Genomic DNA, 16,834 nt, shown 5'->3' with positions numbered 1-16,834 from the left:
TCCGCCGCGGCGGCAGCTACAGTCCGAAGACGCGCTTTTCCTGGCGCAGGCGCGCGGCCTCGCGGCGCTTGGCCGTGGGCCAGGTGCGGATCAGCGTGATGAGCGCGGTGAGCACGACCAGCCCGGCGATGCCGATCGCGGCGTCCACCCAGAACTGCGGCGGATACAGGCGGATCAACGTGTCCGAGTAGTTGAACGTCCAGTTGCCCTGGGCGAAGAAGATCTCGTGGAACGTGGTGAAGAAGCTGTCCCAGCCCAGGATCGCCACGGTGGTCAGCCCGGCCAGCAGCACCAGGGTCACCACGGATCCGGCAAAGAGCCCGCGGCGGATGCCACCGGCATAGCGCTTGCCCAGGTAGGCCAGCGCAATGACCGCAATGACGCCCAGGATGATCCCGCCCAGGTAGGTGAAGGACATGACGTTCTTGACGTCGGCCATGTGCTGGACCTCGGTGCCCAGGAAGAGCGGGTTGCCGTTGGGGAACCTCAATTCGCCCAGGTAACGGTTGTCGGCGACGTTGTTCAGGAAGTCCACGCCGTAGGACCCGTAGGTCATCCGGTCCGCGGTGGTGAAGCCGAAGCCGTCGGCCGGGAAGCCGGGGCGCTGGTAGGCGATCCAGAGGAAGATCGGGCTGGCGATCAGCCGGATGGCGAGGATCAGCAGGATGAAGGGGTAGGCAATCGCCAGCAGCACCTGCAGGGTGCGGGCCAGCGGAGGCTTGGAATCCAGGGCGGCCTCGCGGGCGGCGCGGCGTTCGCGAGCGGCCGGGGTCGGCTCGGGCACCGGGGTGTAGGCGCCAAAGACCCGGCTGCGGGCCTCGGCGATCGCGGATGCCGTTTGCGCAGGCGTGCCGGCACCCGGTGCCGCGGCACCCGGGCGCGGCAGCGTCTGGGTCTTGTCGTCGCCCACCGGGGCGGCCGCGGTTGCCGGTGCCGTGGACACGGCGACCTTGGTGGTCTCGGGCAGTGGTTCCACCGGGATCTGGGCAATGATGTCCTCGACCTCCTCGGGTTCCTCCGGCTTCGGCTTGGCCACCGGCTTCGCGGCGGGCTTCAGCGGTGCGCCGGCCTGGGCGACCGGGGCCTTGGCCGCAGGAGCCGCGGCGGCCGGAGCCTGTGCCGGCTTGGCCGGTGCGGCGGAGGGAGCGGCAGGGGAAGACGTTGCGGGCTTCGACGCGGCGGCCGGCTTGGCAGCTGCCTGCGGGGCGGCGGCCGGCTTGGCGGCCTTCTGCGCTGCGGCGGCGCGCGTTGCCACCAGCGAGGCCTCGATCTTCGCGGCGGCGGCCGCGGCCGCGGCGCTCAACGAGCCGGAAGCCGGCTTCGCCTCGGCCTTGGCACCGGGACCGGGCACTGCCGGTGCGGTCGCCGGCGTACCCGGCTTGCCGGTCTGCGGTTCGTCCTGCTCAGCCATGCTTCTCCCTCAAAACTCTGACATGCGGTGCGCGTGCGGTGCACGGCAGCACCGGACACTTGCCGACCACTGCCAAACACACAGTCCCAAGACTATCGAGCCAACGGTTCCCCCGGGGCCCACTGGCGGCTTTGGACCCCGCGTGTCGGCAAGGTGACCTGCCCGTAACCTGCCTGGCCAACGTCGGTTGACGCCCGGGATCGCGGTGCGCACGGCGGCACCGGAAACCCTCCGGCGGCCACGGTTGGCGGCCGCCCGAAGCCATCGCTCAGTAGCGGTACGTTTCCGCTTTGTACGGCCCGGAGACCCCGAGGCCCAGGTACGCGGCCTGGGCCTCGGACAGCTCGGTCAGCTCCACGCCCAGGGCCGCCAGGTGCAGGCGGGCCACCTTCTCGTCGAGGATCCTGGGCAGCACGTGGACGGCCGTGGCGTATTCCCCGGTGCCGGCCTTGGTGAACAGCTCGATCTGCGCGATCACCTGGTTGGCGAAGGACGTGGACATCACGAACGAGGGGTGGCCGGTGGCATTGCCCAGGTTCAGCAGGCGGCCCTCGGAGAGCACGATGACCGAGCGCTCCGCCGCGGTCCCGGCCGCGAAGGTCCATTCGTGCACCTGGGCCTTGATCTCGACCTTCTGCACGCCCGGGACCCGGGCCAGGCCGGCCATGTCGATCTCGTTGTCGAAGTGGCCCACGTTGCCCACGATGGCCTTGTCCTTCATCCCCTGCAGGTGCGCGGCGGTGATGATGTCGTTGCCGCCGGTGGTGGTCACGAAGATGTCCCCCTGCCCCAGCACGGATTCCAGGCGCGCGACCTGGTAGCCGTCCATGGCCGCCTGCAGCGCGCAGATCGGGTCGATCTCGGTGACGATGACCCTGGCGCCCTGCCCGCGCATGGCCTCGGCGGCGCCCTTGCCCACGTCCCCGTAGCCGCAGATGACCACGACTTTCCCGCCGATGAGCACGTCGGTGGCGCGCATGATCCCGTCGGGCAGCGAGTGGCGGATGCCGTACTTGTTGTCGAACTTGGACTTGGTCACCGAGTCGTTGACGTTGATCGCCGGAAAGAGCAGCGTGCCGGCGGCGGCCATCTGGTTCAGCCGCATCACCCCGGTGGTGGTTTCCTCGCTGACGCCCTTGATCTTCGCGGCGATGCGGGTGAACTTTTCCGGGTCCCTGGCCAGGGAGTCGCGCAGGGTGTCAAGCACGATGGCATGCTCGTGGCTTGTGGCGGCCTCGGGTCCGGGCACCGCGCCGGCAGCCTCGTACTGCGCCCCCAGGTGCACCAGCATGGTGGCGTCCCCGCCGTCGTCCAGGATCAGGTTCGGGCCAAGTTCCGGGTCCTGCCCGGCTCCGGGCCAGGAAAGGATCTGTTCGGCGGTCCACCAGTAGTCCTCCAGGGATTCGCCCTTCCAGGCGAAGACCGGGACCCCTGCGGGGTTTTCGGGGGTGCCGGCGCCCACGACCACCGCGGCGGCTGCCTCGTCCTGGGTGGAGAAGATGTTGCAGGAGGCCCAGCGGACCTGTGCACCCAGGGCGACGAGGGTTTCGATGAGCACGGCCGTCTGCACCGTCATGTGCAGGGAGCCGGCGATGCGGGCTCCGGCCAGCGGCTGCGCCGCCGAGTACTCGGCGCGCAGGGACATCAGGCCGGGCATCTCGTGTTCTGCCAGGCGGATCTGGTGGCGTCCGGCCTCGTGCAGGGAGAGGTCGGCGACCTTGTGCTCGGGTCCCATCTCGCCACCCGCCTAGCCGTGGGCCTTGGCGGGGATCACCGTGGCCTCGGGGGCCAGCATGACCGGGATGCCCTCGACGATGTCGTAGCTGTAGGTTTCGCCGTCGGCACCGGTGCCGGTGGAAACCAGGATGTCCCCGTGCTGCACCAGGGTGGAGCCGGTGACGGGGCAACGGAGCTGGGCGGTGAGTTGCGCTGAGAGGTTCGACATGGAACCCAGTTTAGGGCTCCAGGTTCCCTTCGCGCAGCACCCGCAGGTGGCGACGGGTCAGGGATTGGGAATCGCCGGGCTCGATGGCCGGCGGGGCGCTGCGCGGGGACGGGGTCTCGAGGGGCGGGGCCACGACGGTGTGCGCCTCGTTTTCCCGCACCGCGTTGGCCAGGGCGTAGAGGTCGTCATTGCGCAGCCTGCCCTGCTCGGGCAGTGCCAGGCGCAGGACCTGCCAGCCCAGCGGCGCGGTCAGTCGCTCGGCATGGACGGCGCACAGGTCGTAGCAATGCGGTTCCGCGTAGGTCGCCAAGGGACCGAGCACCGCCGTCGAGTCGGCGTACACATACGTCAAGGTGGCGATGGCCGGCTGGCGGCACGCCGAACGTGAACAAAGTCTATTGGATCCCACGGTTACACAGACTACCGCAGCGCGGTGCCCGCCACGGCCGCGCACCGCCGTGCGGGCCAACTGATCCGCAGCGGGCATTGCGTGGCTTAAGCTAAAGACATGTCCGGAAAACTGTCGATCGATTTGGACGGGCGCGATCCTGCCTCGTTGAACAGCGGCTCGACCCGCCGGTTCGCCGACCGCAAGCGCAACCGGCACGGACGCGGACGCCGCGGGCCGCTGCTCCTGGCGCCGATGCCCGGTGCACGCACCCGGGCCGAGCGCTTCGAGGACCTGCTGATCGAATCCGCCGAGCGCCTGGCCGATCGCTGGGGCGAGCGGGTGACCTCGATCGATTTCCGCATAATGATGGTCCCCAATGCCAAGGTGCTCGATCGTGCCAGGGCCGAAGGCACCCGGGTGCCCTGGGCGACCAGCCGCTCCGCGCGTCCCGGGCGCCCCGACCGCATCACGCTTTACCGCCGCCCCATCGAGGAGGCGTGCGTCCACGGACCCGAGCTGCTGCCCGAGCTGGTGCATTTCTCCATCGTGGAGCAGCTGGCCGACCTGTGGGCCATGGACCCGCAGGCGATCGATCCCGAGTACGGGATCTGGGGCCCCGGCCCGGGCGCCTGACCGATCCCTAGTCCCGCAGCACGACCTGGACGCCCTCGCGGCCCAGCGGTGCGGCGCTGACCGGAAGCGCGGCAATCCCGTAGGCCCCGTCGGTGAGGACGGCCGCGGCATAGCTTGGCGCGCCGGTGGCCGAGAGCACCAGTGCCGCCGCGCCGGACCCGAAGTCCTTCTCCCCCAGCGCCACGGACTTGGAGCCGGACAATTCGATGGTGCGGCTGGCCGAGAGCTTCCCGTCGGCGCCCAGCGAACGCACCGACACCGTGGCGGTGTCATCCGGTGCGCTCAGCACCACGGTGGCCTTGCCCGCCGCCGGCAGCACCATCAGGTGTTCGCTGCCCAGCCGGCTGGCCGCACCGGCCCAGGCCAGGTCGATCGGTTCGTTGGCCTTGGTGCCGCGGACCATTTTCACGCTCGCGCTCACCGCGGAGTCGCCCTCGACGACGATGGTGTAGTTCCCGGCCGGGAGCCCGCCCAGCGGCATGCGCGCGGTGGCGTTGGAGGCGATGACCACCTCGCCGCCCCCGGGGATGGCAACCTCGCCGTTGGGGCCCAGGGCCCGCATCTGCACGGTGGCGCCCTCGGCCGAGGTGGCGGCCAGCACGAGTTCGGCGACCGCGTCGGCGTTGGCCGCGGGCTTGCCCAGCTCTCCGGCCAGCTTCGGGTCCAGGATCGCCACCCCGGGGATCACCTGGGTGTTGTTGGCGGTGGCCGCGGAGCCCAGGTAGTCAAGGCCGCCGGGGACCAGGCCGCGCAGCGTGGACTGCTGGATGGTCGCGTTGACCCGTCCGCCGCTTGAGGTGACCTTGGCCGAGAGGGCCTTTTCGTTGGGCGCGTAGCCGGCCAGGACGATGGATTTGGATTCGCCCGGGGCCACGGCCAGCGCCGAGAGGTTGGGGGCCTGGATCATGCCGTCGGCGCCGCGCAGGTCCACGCGCACCTGGGCCACGGAAGCGGTGGGGTTCACCAGGTTCAGCACCGCGGTGGATCCGGGCGTGGTGACCCCGCCGGTCAGCCAGGTCTCGGCCGCCGGTGCGCTGCAGGCCGCGGCTGCGAGCCCTGCCAGGTCGCCGTCGGTGGCGCGGTAGGAGCGCACGGCCGAGACCAGGGACTGGACCCCGCCCAGCGGCTGGGCGTGCACCGTGAGCGGCTCGGAGTACTTGCTCACCGGGCCCAGGGCGCCCTTGCGCTGGTTGGTGCCGTCCGCTCCGGCTCCGGTCAATTTTTCGGCCTCTTGCGCCGGCAAGCGCGCGGCGATGGTCTTTTCGACCGCCAGGTCGCCCTTGAGCATCTGGGCGCCGGGAATGCGTCCGGCAGAGTCGGAAAGCACCGCGGCGCGGATGGAGGTCTGGGCGTCCTTGGAGGCCGGGGCGAATTCCGGGTCGACACCGGTTCCGGCGCCGGTGAAAAGCTTCATGGTTGCCGGGCAGGAGGCCAGTGCGTCGCCCGCGGGCAGCGAGGTCACCGGGACCTCGGAGCCCGGCGCGGCGGTGGCCGGCGGGAAGACGGAACCCGCGGCGATGGCGGCGGCGCCCAGGCACAGCACGCCCACCGAGCCCAGTACGCCAAGGGTCCGGCCGCGGGCCTTGGAGCGTTGCCCGCGTGCCCCTGCCTTGGCAGTGGATTCCCGGGAACCGGCCGGTGCAGCGGAAACCCCGGTCTCCTTGGCCGCTCCGGCGGTGTCGGCCGGAGCTGGCTCCGCACCGGTTGCCGGGGCATTGGCTGCCTGCGTGCCGGCGGCGGCCACGGGTGCCGGGGACGGCACCGCGGCGGGGTCCTTGCCCGGGGCTTCGTCGGCGGGCAGCTTGGCGCCGGGAGCGAGTCCCGCTGCCTCGCGGGCGGCCTGGGCTACGCGTTCGGCCTCGCGCCGAGCCCTGCGGGAATCGTTTTTCACTTCTTCTCCTTGGCCGCCGCGGCACGGTGTCCGCGATCGAGTTCGTCAATGCTTTCGGCGTTGCCGCGTGTGCGGTACTCGTCCAGGCGGCGCGCGGCAAAGCGGCGGCTGCGCGGGATCGGGATGACCAACAGCAGGGCCAGGACCAGCACCGCGAGCTGGGCGATGGCCACGGGCACCTGGTAGGAGCTCTGGTAGCGCAGCTCCAGGGTGCCGCCGGCGGCACCCAGCTCAAAGCCCTGGGCCCACTGCGCGGTTTCGGCACCCGTGCCGGTGGCATCGGCATCCTCGCCGGAGGCGGCGCCAACGGTGGTGGGCTTCAGGGCCACCCCGTCAAGGGTTGCCTTCCATCCGGGATCGGCGCGTTCGGCCATGACCAGCATCCGGTTTGCCTCCCCGGCCGGGAGCTTGGCCCCGGAGACGGTCCCGCGGTGCGAGGGCAGCAGGGCCAGGGTCTTGTCGTCGGCCATGATGCGCACCCGGGCGGTCGAATCGGTGGCGTTGTCCACGCCGGGGATCTTTTCCTTCGGTTCCACGCGCCACAGCCAGCCGGACTCGGTTTGCCCCACGGCCACCAAACCCGGCACGGCGTCCAGCCGTGCCACCAGCGCCGAGGCGGTCTGCCGCTGGTCCTGCAGCACCACGAACCCGGTGCCCAGGGCGGCCAGTTCCGTCCGCGGATCCAGTGCCGAATCGGACACCAGGGTAGCCACGGACTGTTCGACCAGGCGTCCGGCGTCATCGGATTCACGCAGCGCCGGGTCGATCAGGCCGCCGACCAGGCGGTTTGCGGACGCCGTCTGGGACAGGGCATCGGCGGTGGTGCCGGCCCCGTTCATCAACGCGGCACTGACGGCGCCGTCGCCGTTTTGGGCCAGCACCAGGGTGCGGTCCTCGTAGGCGCCCAGCCCGCGGTCGGCAGCGGTGGCCGGCAGCGTGCGCGGGGCGACCGGCTGCAGCAGGCTTGCGGCACCGAAATCGGTGACGGTGGCGGTGGCGGTGCCGCCCTCGGCCGTGGCCGGAACCGGGTTCTGCGCCAGGATCCAGTGGGCACCGGCCACCAAAACGGAAATGCCCAGCAGGGCCGAGGCCCACGCCAGGGAGCCGGTGGCGATGCGGGGCGCGCGATCCGCGGAGGAGGTCGGCACGCCGGTGCGCTCGCCGCGGAAGACGGAGATCCCCAGCCCCGCGGCGAAGAGCAGCCCCAGGGTGAAGAAGGAGACGAAGGGGCCGTTGAATGCGGTGACGAAGGTGTCCCCCGCCACGGCGGAGGGCACCAGGGAAGCGCCGTACCCGGCGGCGAGCATCAGCACGCCGCCCAGCCACAGCGCGCGGGCCAGCGGCAGCGAGGCGTTCCGCCCTCCGGCGAAGAGGCCGATGACGGCAAAGACAAGCAGCGGTGCCCCGACCAGCAGGACCAGGACCAGGGCCCAGGGTCCGGCGGGCAGGAAGTCGAATCCTGCCGGGATGCCGCGGAAGTCAAAAGCGTTCGGGAACCCGAGGGCCTGGACCCACAACGGGGCCGCGTCGTGGGGCAGCGCCAGTCCCGGGTCGGTGAGCAGCACGCGCGGGTTGCCCAGGGCGGCAACCACCAGCGGCAGGTGGAAGACCAGCATCGGCAGCGGCACCCACCACAGGGTCTTGGCCCGTGAGCGCAGCACGATGGCGGTCAGCACGATGAGCACCAGCAGGGCCAGGCCCGCGGCCGGGGAACCGGCGGCGAGGGGAACCAGCAGCAGCGCGGCCGCCGCGGCGGCGGTCCACGAAGGGACGCCGCCAACACCGGGATGCGAGGCGCCTGGTGCCTCGGGGCCGCGTCGGGAGCCGAAGTCGACCCCGGCGCCCACGGAGCGCAGCAGGGCCAGCAGCAGCAGCGGTGCGAGCACGTGGACGAGCACGGCGCCGGCGCGCCCGGAACCCAGGGAAACCTGCAGCACCGGGGCCAGGCCCCAGAGCAATCCGCCGACCATGCGGGCGGCACGCGAACGGGTGACCGCCCCCAGGCCCAGCCAGGCACTCAGCGCCGCCAGCGGCATGGCTGCCAGGGTCAGCACCACGGCCGCGGCATTGGCGTTGCCGCCGCCGGCCAGGGCCAGCAGCCAATGGAAGTAGTCGATCGGGTCCCCGCCCGCGGGGCTGCCGGATCCGAGGTTGGCCCACCATCCGGTGGCGTTGGCAAAGATCTCGCTCGCCTTGGTGGACAGCGGCAGCAGTGCGCCTCCGGCCACGGCGCCGGCGCCCAGCAGGGCGCGCAGCCCGACGAGGGACACCGCGAGGGTGGCCAGCGCGGCGATGATTGCGCTGACGAAGGCGGAGGTGCGGTTGGGTGCGGCCATGGCCGCGAAGTCGTTGCGGGCATCCCCGCTGGGGTCCTGCGAGGTCGTGGCCCCGGTGCCGTCGCCGTAGACGGTTGCCCCGTCCAGGGAGTCGATCATGTGCTTGCGGTGTTCGCGCACCAGTGCCTGGTCGGTGAGCAGCCGGGAAATCGAGTTGCGCGGGACCTTGCGGGTGGCCGCCGCAGCGGCCCGGGAGCGGGAAAGTTTAACGGGGGTGCCCACGGCACGGAAGGTGGCACCGAGCTGGCCAAAGGCGTATGCGGGGTCCTTGGCGAGCACCGAAAGCAGGAAGCGGTAGATCCCGCCGAGCACCGCGCCGACAACCAGGAACGGGATGGCCCATCCCGGGGCGTGCTTGAGGCGCATGAAGACCTCGGCCCTGCGGGTTTCGGCCGGCCCGGCCAGGGCGCGGACGACCGCTGCCTTGTGGTGGATCTTGGCCGCGGGCACGATGACCACGCGGTTGCCCATGAGGCGGTTGCGCCAGCACAAGTCCATGTCGTCGCCCAGCCCCGGAAGCGCGGGGTCGAAGCCGCCCAGGGCCTCGAAGACGTCGCGGCGGATCAGCATTCCGGCGCTGGTCACCGCGAAGGAGTCGGTGCGCGCGTCGTACTGGCCCTGGTCGACCTCGTCGATCTCGATGAGGGTCAGCCGCTCGGCATACTTGTTCACGCTCAGGCCCACATCCAGCAGGCGGCGCGGTGAATCCAGGTCGAGTTGCTTGCAGCCGGCTATCGTCACCGATTCGGTGGCCTCGACGACGTTCACCAGCTTTTCCAGGGCGTTCAGTTCCGGCACCGAATCGTCGTGGATCAGCCAGAGCCATTCGGTGCGCCCGGCCCGCGGGGCCCCCAGGGACTGGACCGCGGCCATCACCGAGTGCCCGAAGCTGTGTTCCGGCACGGTCAGGATCGTGGCGTCGGAGGACAGGTGCTGGCGCAGCAGGTCCGCCGAACCATCGGTGGAGGACGCGTCGACCCCGACGAAGCGGTCGATCAGGCGCGTCTGGGCGCGCAGCGCGGCCAGGGTCCGTGGCAAAAAATCTGCGCCATTGTGGGCAGCCACAATGGCGGTGACGTGGATCGTGGGGAGAATTAGACTGCTCGCTTCCGCAAGCGCCGACGTTCGCGCTCCGACAACCCGCCCCAAATCCCAAAGCGTTCATCGTTGGTCAAGGCGTATTCCAGGCATTCGGACCGCACGTTGCAGGCACCGCACACGCGCTTGGCGTCCCGGGTCGATCCGCCCTTTTCGGGGAAGAATGCCTCGGGGTCGGTCTGTGCGCACAGGGCCTCGGACTGCCAGCCCAGTTCGCCTTCCTCGTCCTCGGACCCCAACCCGATCCAGATGGCCTGGGCCGGGCTCTTGCCGTCGGCCGATGCATCCAGGCTTGGCGCCCAGGACGGGGTCGGTTCGGCGACCAGGTCGTTGGCGGCGTCATGCGCCGCGAGGAAGGCAGCGGTCTCCTCGGCCTGGGTCAGGACCCGCGAACCATTGGATTCCTGTTCCGGGCCGGAGGCCGCAGGGTCCACGAACCAGTCCGCCGGCACACCCCGGCCGCCGTTGAAGTTGGGCGCAATTCCCGTCGTTGCGGCTTCGTTGAAGCTTCGATCCACGTTCCCCATGGTTTACCAACCTTCCGCCGTTACGAACTAGACACAAAAAATGACCGTAAAATGAGCGACATCGACGACCTTCAATAAAAAGCCGTCGAGGGACAATTTCGCTCCCCCAGACGGTGCACTATCTAATTACACTGGTGTAACTCCGGTCGCGTCAAGTGCGGCCGTCGATTTTAGCCACACATGTCGTAGATTTAGAGCCACGCCACGCCCGGGACTTCGGCGGGATCGCACAGCAATACCCCTGCCCGCGGATTCCCGGGGAATTCACAGGCTTGACAAGGAGCAATACATGCCCATTGATACCAATTCGTTATCTCCCGTCGAATCACTGCTGGCACCGGTGCGCCATTCCACGCAGCCGTACCTCACCTGGTACTCGCGGTCCGGGGAGCGCGTCGAGCTCAGCGGACGGGTTTTTGACAACTGGGTTGCCAAGAGCGCGAACCTTTTGCACGAAGAATTTGATTTAGCCCCGGGCAGCGTTGTCGCCACCGACATGCCCGGCCATTGGAAGTCCGCGGCGCTGGCCCTGGCCTGCTGGCACCTGGGTGCCGAAGTGCGCTGCGTGGCCCCCGGAACGGATCCCGGGAATGTCGATGTATTTATTACCGCCGATCCGCAAACCTTAGCAGTCAACGGCTCGGTCGAGGTCATCGCCGTCCCCCTGCCCTCGCTCGCCATGGCCTTCGACGGCCCGCTGCCGGTCGGCGCCACCGACTACGCCTCCGAGGTCCGCTCCTACGCGGACTCGTTCTTCCCCTCCCCCATCGACACCGACGCCACCGCACTGGTCTCCGAAACCGGGACGCTGCCCTACACCCAGCTCTTCGCCGCAGGCACCGATCCGGTGGCCGCCGGGGCCACGCTGGTGAGCACCGCGTGGCCGCTGGAGCGGATCCTGCCGGCGCTCCTGGCCCAGTGGATCGGCGGCAACCCGGTGGTCATGGTCGAAGACGGGGTCAACATCACCGATTCCCTGCTCGGCGGCGAACGGGTCGTCACGCGCCTGGACGCGCAGGACTAGGGACCGGGCCCCGGCACCTGCCGGCACGTTGCCGGCCCCCGGGTGCCGGGCATGAAAAAACCCCGGCACGATTTCTTCCCGGATCCATCCGCCCGGTGGCGGGTGGTGGATTCCTTGAAGTTTCGTGCCGGGGCATCGGCCCGGCGGGCGGGCGAAGCCCTCAGGCGGCGCCGTCGGGGGCGCGCAGCGTCCGGTTGCCGCCGGAAACTCCGTGCTCCAGCGAACCGGTTTCGGGACCGACGCTGAGCAACTCGCGATCGTGGGCGAATTCCTCTTCGTCATCCATGGCCGCGCCAAAGACCCAGAAGCGGTAGGCGAAGAACCGGAAGATGGTGCCCAGCACCAGGCCGACCACGGACCCGGCAATAAACAGGCTGGTCGTGTCGGTCAGGCCCATCCAGTACTTCGTGACGAACACGCAGGCCGCGGCGATTCCCAGCCCGATGGCGTTCATGATGAGGAACATCACCAGTTCGCGCACGACGTTGGCCTGTCGGCGGTGGCGGAAGGTCCAGAAGCGATTGGCAACCCAGGAGAACATCGTGGCCACGACGCCGGCAACGATCTTCGCCTTGACCTCGGAGTCGTGCATGGGGCCCTGGAGCATCCACAGGTAGATGCCGGAGTCGATGACGAAGGCAACACCCCCGACGACGCCGAACTTGGCGACTTCCCGCCACATCATGGACACCAGGCCCATGAGCTTGTCCCAGATCCTCGTCAGCATGATCCTCCATGTAATCGTTTCAATGCGTTTCGCCGCCCCTCAAGGACGAAGATCCAAGTCGCGGCGATGGAGCTGATCCGCGACTTCTTGACCCGGTCAACCAAGCCATTCTAATGCGATTCGCTGAAAGTTCACCGACAAAGGTGTCCAAACTCCCTTTGCCAGCAACCCGCGAGCGCGTAGGTTGGGTAGGCTAGGCGGGTGACGTTTCCAGTGATTGGCGTTGTTGGCGGAGGCCAACTCGCACGAATGATGGCCCCCGAGGCATTGAACCTCGGCTTCGAACTACGCATCCTGGCCGAAGGCCCTGATGTCTCAGCCGCGCGCTGTGTTGCCGACGCACCGGTGGGTGATTACAAGGATTTGGCAACGCTTCGGGAGTTTGCACGCGGACTCGACGTGCTGACCTTCGACCACGAGCACGTGCCCAACGAGCACCTGCAGACGCTGATTTCCGAGGGCGTGAACGTGCAGCCGCGACCCGCCGCGCTGATCCATGCCCAGGACAAGCTGGTCATGCGTGCGGCCATCGCGGAGCTCGGCCTGCCCAACCCGGCCTGGGCCGCGGTCGAAACCGTCGAGGAACTGGTGGCATTCGGCGAGCGGATCGGCTGGCCGATCGTGCTCAAGACCCCGCGCGGCGGCTACGACGGCAAGGGCGTGCGCATGCTCGATTCCGCCGACGAGGCCCGCGCCGCGGCCGACTGGTTCGGCAACGGCGCCCTGCTGGCCGAGGACAAGGTCGCCTTCACCCGCGAGCTGTCCGCCCTGGTGGCCCGCACCCCCGGCGGCGAGGAAAAGGGCTGGGACGTGGTGCACACCATCCAGGTCGACGGCGTCTGCGACGAGGTCATCGCCCCGGCCAAGGACCTGCCCGAGGACGTCGCCCGGGCCGCGAAGGACGCGGCCCTGAAGATCGCCGACGCCTTCGGCGTCACCGGCGTGATGGCGGCGGAACTCTTTGAGACCCCCGGCATCGGTGCCGGGTTCGTGATCAACGAACTGGCCATGCGCCCGCACAACACCGGGCACTGGACCATGAACGGTTCGATCACCAGCCAGTTCGAGCAGCACCTGCGCGCGGTCCTTGACCTGCCGCTGGGCGCCACCGACGCGCTGGCCGAAACCACCGTGATGAAGAACTACCTCGGCGGGGCCAACCAGGACCTGTTCACCGCGTTCAACGCCGCACTGGCCGCCGAACCGCGCGTAAAGGTCCACGCCTACGGCAAGTCCGTGCGCCCGGGGCGCAAGATCGGCCACGTCAATGTGGTTTCCGAGCCCGGCGAATCGGTCGATTCGCTGCGCGACCGGGCCAACGCCGTGGCCTCCCTGATCCGTGACGGCGTGCCCTCCGCGGCACCCGCCACCGCCACCTCCGTCGAAGGACACACCTCTTGAGCACTCCCGCACCGCTTGTAGGCCTGGTCATGGGCTCGGACTCGGACTGGCCCGTGATGAAGCTGGCCGCCGAGGCCCTGCGCGAATTTTCCATCCCCTTCGAGGCCGACGTGGTCTCCGCGCACCGCATGCCCGAGGACATGATCGCCTACGGCAAGGCAGCCCACACCCGCGGCATCCGCGTGATCATCGCCGGAGCCGGCGGCGCCGCCCACCTGCCGGGCATGCTCGCCTCGGTCACCCCGCTGCCGGTCATCGGCGTCCCGGTGCCGCTGAAGACCCTGGACGGCATGGATTCGCTGCTGTCCATCGTGCAGATGCCCGCGGGCGTCCCCGTGGCCACCGTGTCCATCGGGGGGGCGCGCAATGCCGGACTGCTGGCCGTGCGCATGCTCGCCTCCGGCACCGACGAGTTCGCCGCCCGGCTCCAGGAACAGCTCATCGACTTCGCAGGGACCCTGCGGCAGGTCGCCGCCGACAAGGGCGCCGCGCTGCGGGCCGCCGTCGCCGCCGAAACCCCCGGCACCTAAGGACCCCATGACATCGAGCCGCCACCACTCCCGCAACCCGGACCTGCTCCCGGACGCCGTCTCGGCTCCCGCGCCGGTGCGTTCCAAGCGCGCACTGTTCCTGCTGCTGCTGACAGTCTTCTTCCCCGGCAGCGCCCAATGGGTCTCGGGCAAGCGCGCCCTGGGCGGGTTCGTCATGCGCATCACCCTGGCCTGCTGGGCGCTGCTGCTGCTGGTGCTGGGCGTCGCGCTGTTCAAGCGCGACTGGCTGCTGGGCTTCTTCGCCCAGGCCTGGGTCCAGCTGGGGGCCTCGGTGCTGCTGGTGGTGCTGGCCGCCGGCTGGTTGTTGATGTTCCTGAACACCCTGGCAATCATCCGGCCCAAGTACCTGGCCCCGGGGGCCCGCATCGGGCTCACCGCCACGCTGTTGGTGCTGGCCCTGGCCATCACCGGGTCGCTGGGCTACGGCGCGTTCGTGCTGAACAAGGGCCGCGAAACCATTTCCAACGTCTTCTCCGCCGGCCCGGCGTTCAAGCCCGTGGACGGGCGCTACAACATCGCGGTGTTCGGCGCCGACTCGGCCGGGAACCGCGAGGGCGTGCGCACCGACTCGATGTCGCTGCTCAGTGTCGATGCCAAGACCGGCAAGTCGCTGCTGATCTCGATCCCGCGCAACTTCCAGAACGCCCAGTTCTCCAAGGACTCCCCCATGCGCGAGGTGTACCCCACCGGGTACAACTGCGGCAACGAGTGCCTGTTCAACGCGATCTACCGCGACGCCACCGACAACCACGCCGACCTCTACCCCGGCGTCGCAAACCCCGGGGCGCAGGCAACCATGGAGGCCATCGAGGGCACCACGGGCCTGAAGGTCCAGTCCTACGTGATGATCGACATGGCCGGGTTCGCCGGCTTCATCAACGCCATGGGCGGGGTCACCGTGGATTCGGGCGGCTGGGTCCCCTACAACGGCAAGGCCTGGCCCAACTCCTCGGTGAACACCCACTGGTTCGCCCCCGGCGAGCACCACTTCACCGGCAAGCAGGCCCTGTGGTTTGCCCGCTCCCGCGACTTCACCACCGACTACCACCGCATCGCCCGCCAGCAGTGCCTGCAGCAGGCCATGATTTCCCAGTTCAGCCCCAAGACCATCCTCACGCGTTTCACCTCGCTCATGGATGCCGGCGAGCAGCTGGTGGAAACCGACATCCCGCAGCAGCAGCTCGGTTCCTTCCTGAACCTGGCCGACAAGGCCCGCGCCACCCCGTTCAAGCGCCTGACCCTGGGCGCACCGGACTTCGGGTCGGCCGCGGACAAGTTCTCCACGTACCCGGACTTCGACGCGATCCACACCCGAATCCAGGACATGATCGCCGCGCAATCGGGCGCAGCGGCTTCCAAGGCCCCGGCCAAGAAGAGCGCCGAGGCGACCAAGAAGTCCGATTCCGCCGAATCCTCGGCCTCCTCGGGCTCGGATTCGGGCAGCAAGCGCAACTCCGAGCCCGGGAAGATCTCCGTGGTGCCCTCCGACGCGCCCACCGCACAGGCCGACGGCTCGGAGCTGACCGAGAGGTACCTGGTGACCCTGGAACAGATCGGCCGCACGGACTTGCTGGAAAAGATTGCCGCCAACAACAACGAGTGTTCCGTGCCCTGACCCGGGCCCCTTCCCATGCCAAAGGACCATGATGTATCGCCTGACAAACACCATCCGTGATTATGCCTGGGGATCCACCGGCGCCATTGCCGGTCTTTTGGGAACCGCTCCCAGCGGCAGGCCCGAGGCCGAGATGTGGCTCGGAGCCCACCCCTCGGCCCCTTCCCTGACGCCGGACGGCGGCGAGGCCACCGGCCTGGACCGGTTGATTGCCGCCGACCCCCGGGGACTGCTTGGCCCGGAGGTCGCACAGGCCTACGGCCAGCTGCCGTTCCTGATGAAGCTGCTGGCCGCCGGCAAGCCGCTGTCCATCCAGGTGCACCCCTCCGCGCAGCAGGCGGCCGCCGGCTTCGAGGCCGAGAACGCCGCGGGCCTGCCCGCCGACGCGCCGCACCGGAACTACCGGGACGGCTCGCACAAGCCTGAAATGATCTATGCCCTCTCCGATTTCGCGGCCCTGAGCGGCTTCCGCTCCCCCGCCGAGACCGCCGAACTCTTCCGTTCCCTGGGTGCCGTGCTGGATGGGCCAAACGCGGCAACCTGCGCCCGGATCGTGGAGCTGCTCTCCAACCCCGTCGAGGCCGAAGCACTGAGCTCGACCTGTGAGTACCTGCTGGGCGGGACCCCGGAACCGGGAAACCTGGTGGCGGCCGCCGTCGCAGCGGTGAAGGCCCACCCGGCGCTGGCCGAACATGTCTCGCTGGCGGAGCTGCCGCGGATCAACGAGCACTACCCGAACGACATCGGGGTGCTGGTCTCGCTGTTGCTGAACCTGGTGGTGCTGGCCCCCGGGCAGGCCATCTACCTGGATGCCGGGAACGTGCACGCGTACCTGCGCGGGCTCGGCGTGGAGGTCATGGCCAACTCCGACAACGTGCTGCGCGGCGGGCTGACGCCCAAGCACATCGACGTGCCCGAGCTGCTGCGCATCACGCGTTTCGAGGCCCTGGGCGTCCCGCTGCTCGAGCCCGAGAGGACCATGTACGGCCAGCAGGTCTTCACCCCGCCGTTTGCCGAGTTCCAGCTCCAGCACATCGAGCTTGACGCCGTCGCCGACGCCACCGACATGGGCGGCGGGGACGTGCCGGTGGCCGCCAACGGCCCGGTCATCGTGCTGTGCGTCGCCGGCGAGGTGCTCATCGACACCCCGCGCGGGGACGAACTGCTGCGCCGCGGCGACTCGCTGTTCATCGGCGCCAACGAGGCCCCCGCCATGGCCCGGCGCAGCGCGAACTCCGCGGGCCGCGCGTTTGCCGTGACTCCGCAGCCGGTGCCATAGGCGCC

At 69.5% G+C, this 16,834-nt stretch carries 14 protein-coding genes; 6 read left to right on the top strand and 8 right to left on the bottom strand.

Annotation, left to right across the window (positions count from 1 at the left end; translation table 11 throughout):
• Positions 1 to 16: 16 nt before the first annotated feature.
• The 4 genes from BLJ79_RS14450 to BLJ79_RS14435 all read right to left on the bottom strand — a co-directional run bounded on the left by BLJ79_RS14450 (position 17) and on the right by BLJ79_RS14435 (position 3,765).
• Positions 17 to 1,411 (bottom strand): TIGR01906 family membrane protein, encoded by a 1,395-nt coding sequence (locus BLJ79_RS14450; RefSeq protein ID WP_071215460.1) that lies wholly within the window; start codon positions 1,409 to 1,411, stop codon positions 17 to 19.
• A 268-nt stretch (positions 1,412 to 1,679) separates the two neighbouring features.
• Positions 1,680 to 3,146, bottom strand: a complete 1,467-nt coding sequence (gene ahcY / locus BLJ79_RS14445) for an adenosylhomocysteinase (protein WP_071215459.1) — start codon at positions 3,144 to 3,146, stop codon at positions 1,680 to 1,682.
• A gap of 12 nt (positions 3,147 to 3,158) precedes the next feature.
• A complete protein-coding gene (locus BLJ79_RS14440; RefSeq protein ID WP_071215458.1) occupies positions 3,159 to 3,356 on the bottom strand; it encodes a Trm112 family protein in 198 nt (65 codons plus the stop codon).
• Positions 3,357 to 3,366: 10 nt separating this feature from the next.
• On the bottom strand, positions 3,367 to 3,765 hold the full coding sequence (locus tag BLJ79_RS14435) for a DUF3499 domain-containing protein (RefSeq protein ID WP_071215457.1): 399 nt from the start codon (positions 3,763 to 3,765) through the stop codon (positions 3,367 to 3,369).
• A gap of 99 nt (positions 3,766 to 3,864) precedes the next feature.
• Between BLJ79_RS14435 and BLJ79_RS14430 the strand changes: the two genes are divergently transcribed.
• The gene (locus BLJ79_RS14430; RefSeq protein ID WP_083411322.1) at positions 3,865 to 4,380 is read left to right on the top strand and encodes a metallopeptidase family protein; all 516 of its coding nucleotides are present in this window, start codon (positions 3,865 to 3,867) and stop codon (positions 4,378 to 4,380) included.
• Between the two features lie 7 nt (positions 4,381 to 4,387).
• Here BLJ79_RS14430 and BLJ79_RS14425 read toward each other — a convergent pair whose 3' ends face one another.
• The 3 genes from BLJ79_RS14425 to BLJ79_RS23780 are packed head-to-tail and all read right to left on the bottom strand — an operon-like array spanning position 4,388 to position 10,232.
• A complete protein-coding gene (locus BLJ79_RS14425; RefSeq protein WP_071215456.1) occupies positions 4,388 to 6,271 on the bottom strand; it encodes a DUF5719 family protein in 1,884 nt (627 codons plus the stop codon).
• Positions 6,268 to 9,672 carry a glycosyltransferase family 2 protein gene (locus BLJ79_RS14420; RefSeq protein WP_175475485.1) on the bottom strand — a complete coding sequence of 1,135 codons (3,405 nt, stop codon included), beginning with the start codon at positions 9,670 to 9,672 and terminating at the stop codon, positions 6,268 to 6,270. The genes BLJ79_RS14425 and BLJ79_RS14420 overlap by 4 nt, the downstream gene beginning before the upstream one ends.
• 29 nt (positions 9,673 to 9,701) lie before the next feature.
• Positions 9,702 to 10,232 carry a WhiB family transcriptional regulator gene (locus BLJ79_RS23780; RefSeq protein WP_083411320.1) on the bottom strand — a complete coding sequence of 177 codons (531 nt, stop codon included), beginning with the start codon at positions 10,230 to 10,232 and terminating at the stop codon, positions 9,702 to 9,704.
• A 289-nt stretch (positions 10,233 to 10,521) separates the two neighbouring features.
• Here BLJ79_RS23780 and BLJ79_RS14410 point away from each other — a divergent pair, with 289 nt between their 5' ends.
• Positions 10,522 to 11,256 (top strand): TIGR03089 family protein, encoded by a 735-nt coding sequence (locus BLJ79_RS14410; RefSeq protein ID WP_071215454.1) that lies wholly within the window; start codon positions 10,522 to 10,524, stop codon positions 11,254 to 11,256.
• A 160-nt stretch (positions 11,257 to 11,416) separates the two neighbouring features.
• Here the strand turns inward: BLJ79_RS14410 and BLJ79_RS14405 are convergent, their stop codons facing one another.
• On the bottom strand, positions 11,417 to 11,983 hold the full coding sequence (locus BLJ79_RS14405) for a GtrA family protein (RefSeq protein WP_071215453.1): 567 nt from the start codon (positions 11,981 to 11,983) through the stop codon (positions 11,417 to 11,419).
• A 201-nt stretch (positions 11,984 to 12,184) separates the two neighbouring features.
• Between BLJ79_RS14405 and BLJ79_RS14400 the strand changes: the two genes are divergently transcribed.
• From BLJ79_RS14400 to manA, 4 genes are read left to right on the top strand one after another with little or no spacing between them, the layout of a single operon-like run.
• Positions 12,185 to 13,384, top strand: a complete 1,200-nt coding sequence (locus BLJ79_RS14400; protein ID WP_083411319.1) for a 5-(carboxyamino)imidazole ribonucleotide synthase — start codon at positions 12,185 to 12,187, stop codon at positions 13,382 to 13,384.
• A 29-nt stretch (positions 13,385 to 13,413) separates the two neighbouring features.
• Positions 13,414 to 13,914: a 5-(carboxyamino)imidazole ribonucleotide mutase gene (purE, locus tag BLJ79_RS14395; protein WP_071215729.1), complete on the top strand. Its 501-nt coding sequence runs from the start codon at positions 13,414 to 13,416 to the stop codon at positions 13,912 to 13,914.
• Between the two features lie 7 nt (positions 13,915 to 13,921).
• The gene (locus BLJ79_RS14390) at positions 13,922 to 15,550 is read left to right on the top strand and encodes an LCP family protein (protein WP_286135427.1); all 1,629 of its coding nucleotides are present in this window, start codon (positions 13,922 to 13,924) and stop codon (positions 15,548 to 15,550) included.
• A 31-nt stretch (positions 15,551 to 15,581) separates the two neighbouring features.
• Positions 15,582 to 16,829: a mannose-6-phosphate isomerase, class I gene (gene manA, locus BLJ79_RS14385; protein WP_071215451.1), complete on the top strand. Its 1,248-nt coding sequence runs from the start codon at positions 15,582 to 15,584 to the stop codon at positions 16,827 to 16,829.
• Positions 16,830 to 16,834: the final 5 nt, after the last annotated feature.

Source organism: Arthrobacter sp. UCD-GKA (assembly GCF_001863355.1).
In the GTDB taxonomy this organism is placed as follows: Bacteria; Actinomycetota; Actinomycetes; order Actinomycetales; family Micrococcaceae; genus Paeniglutamicibacter.
The sequence above is the reverse complement of the archived record's forward strand: the minus strand, read 5'-3'. Positions and strand labels throughout refer to the sequence as shown.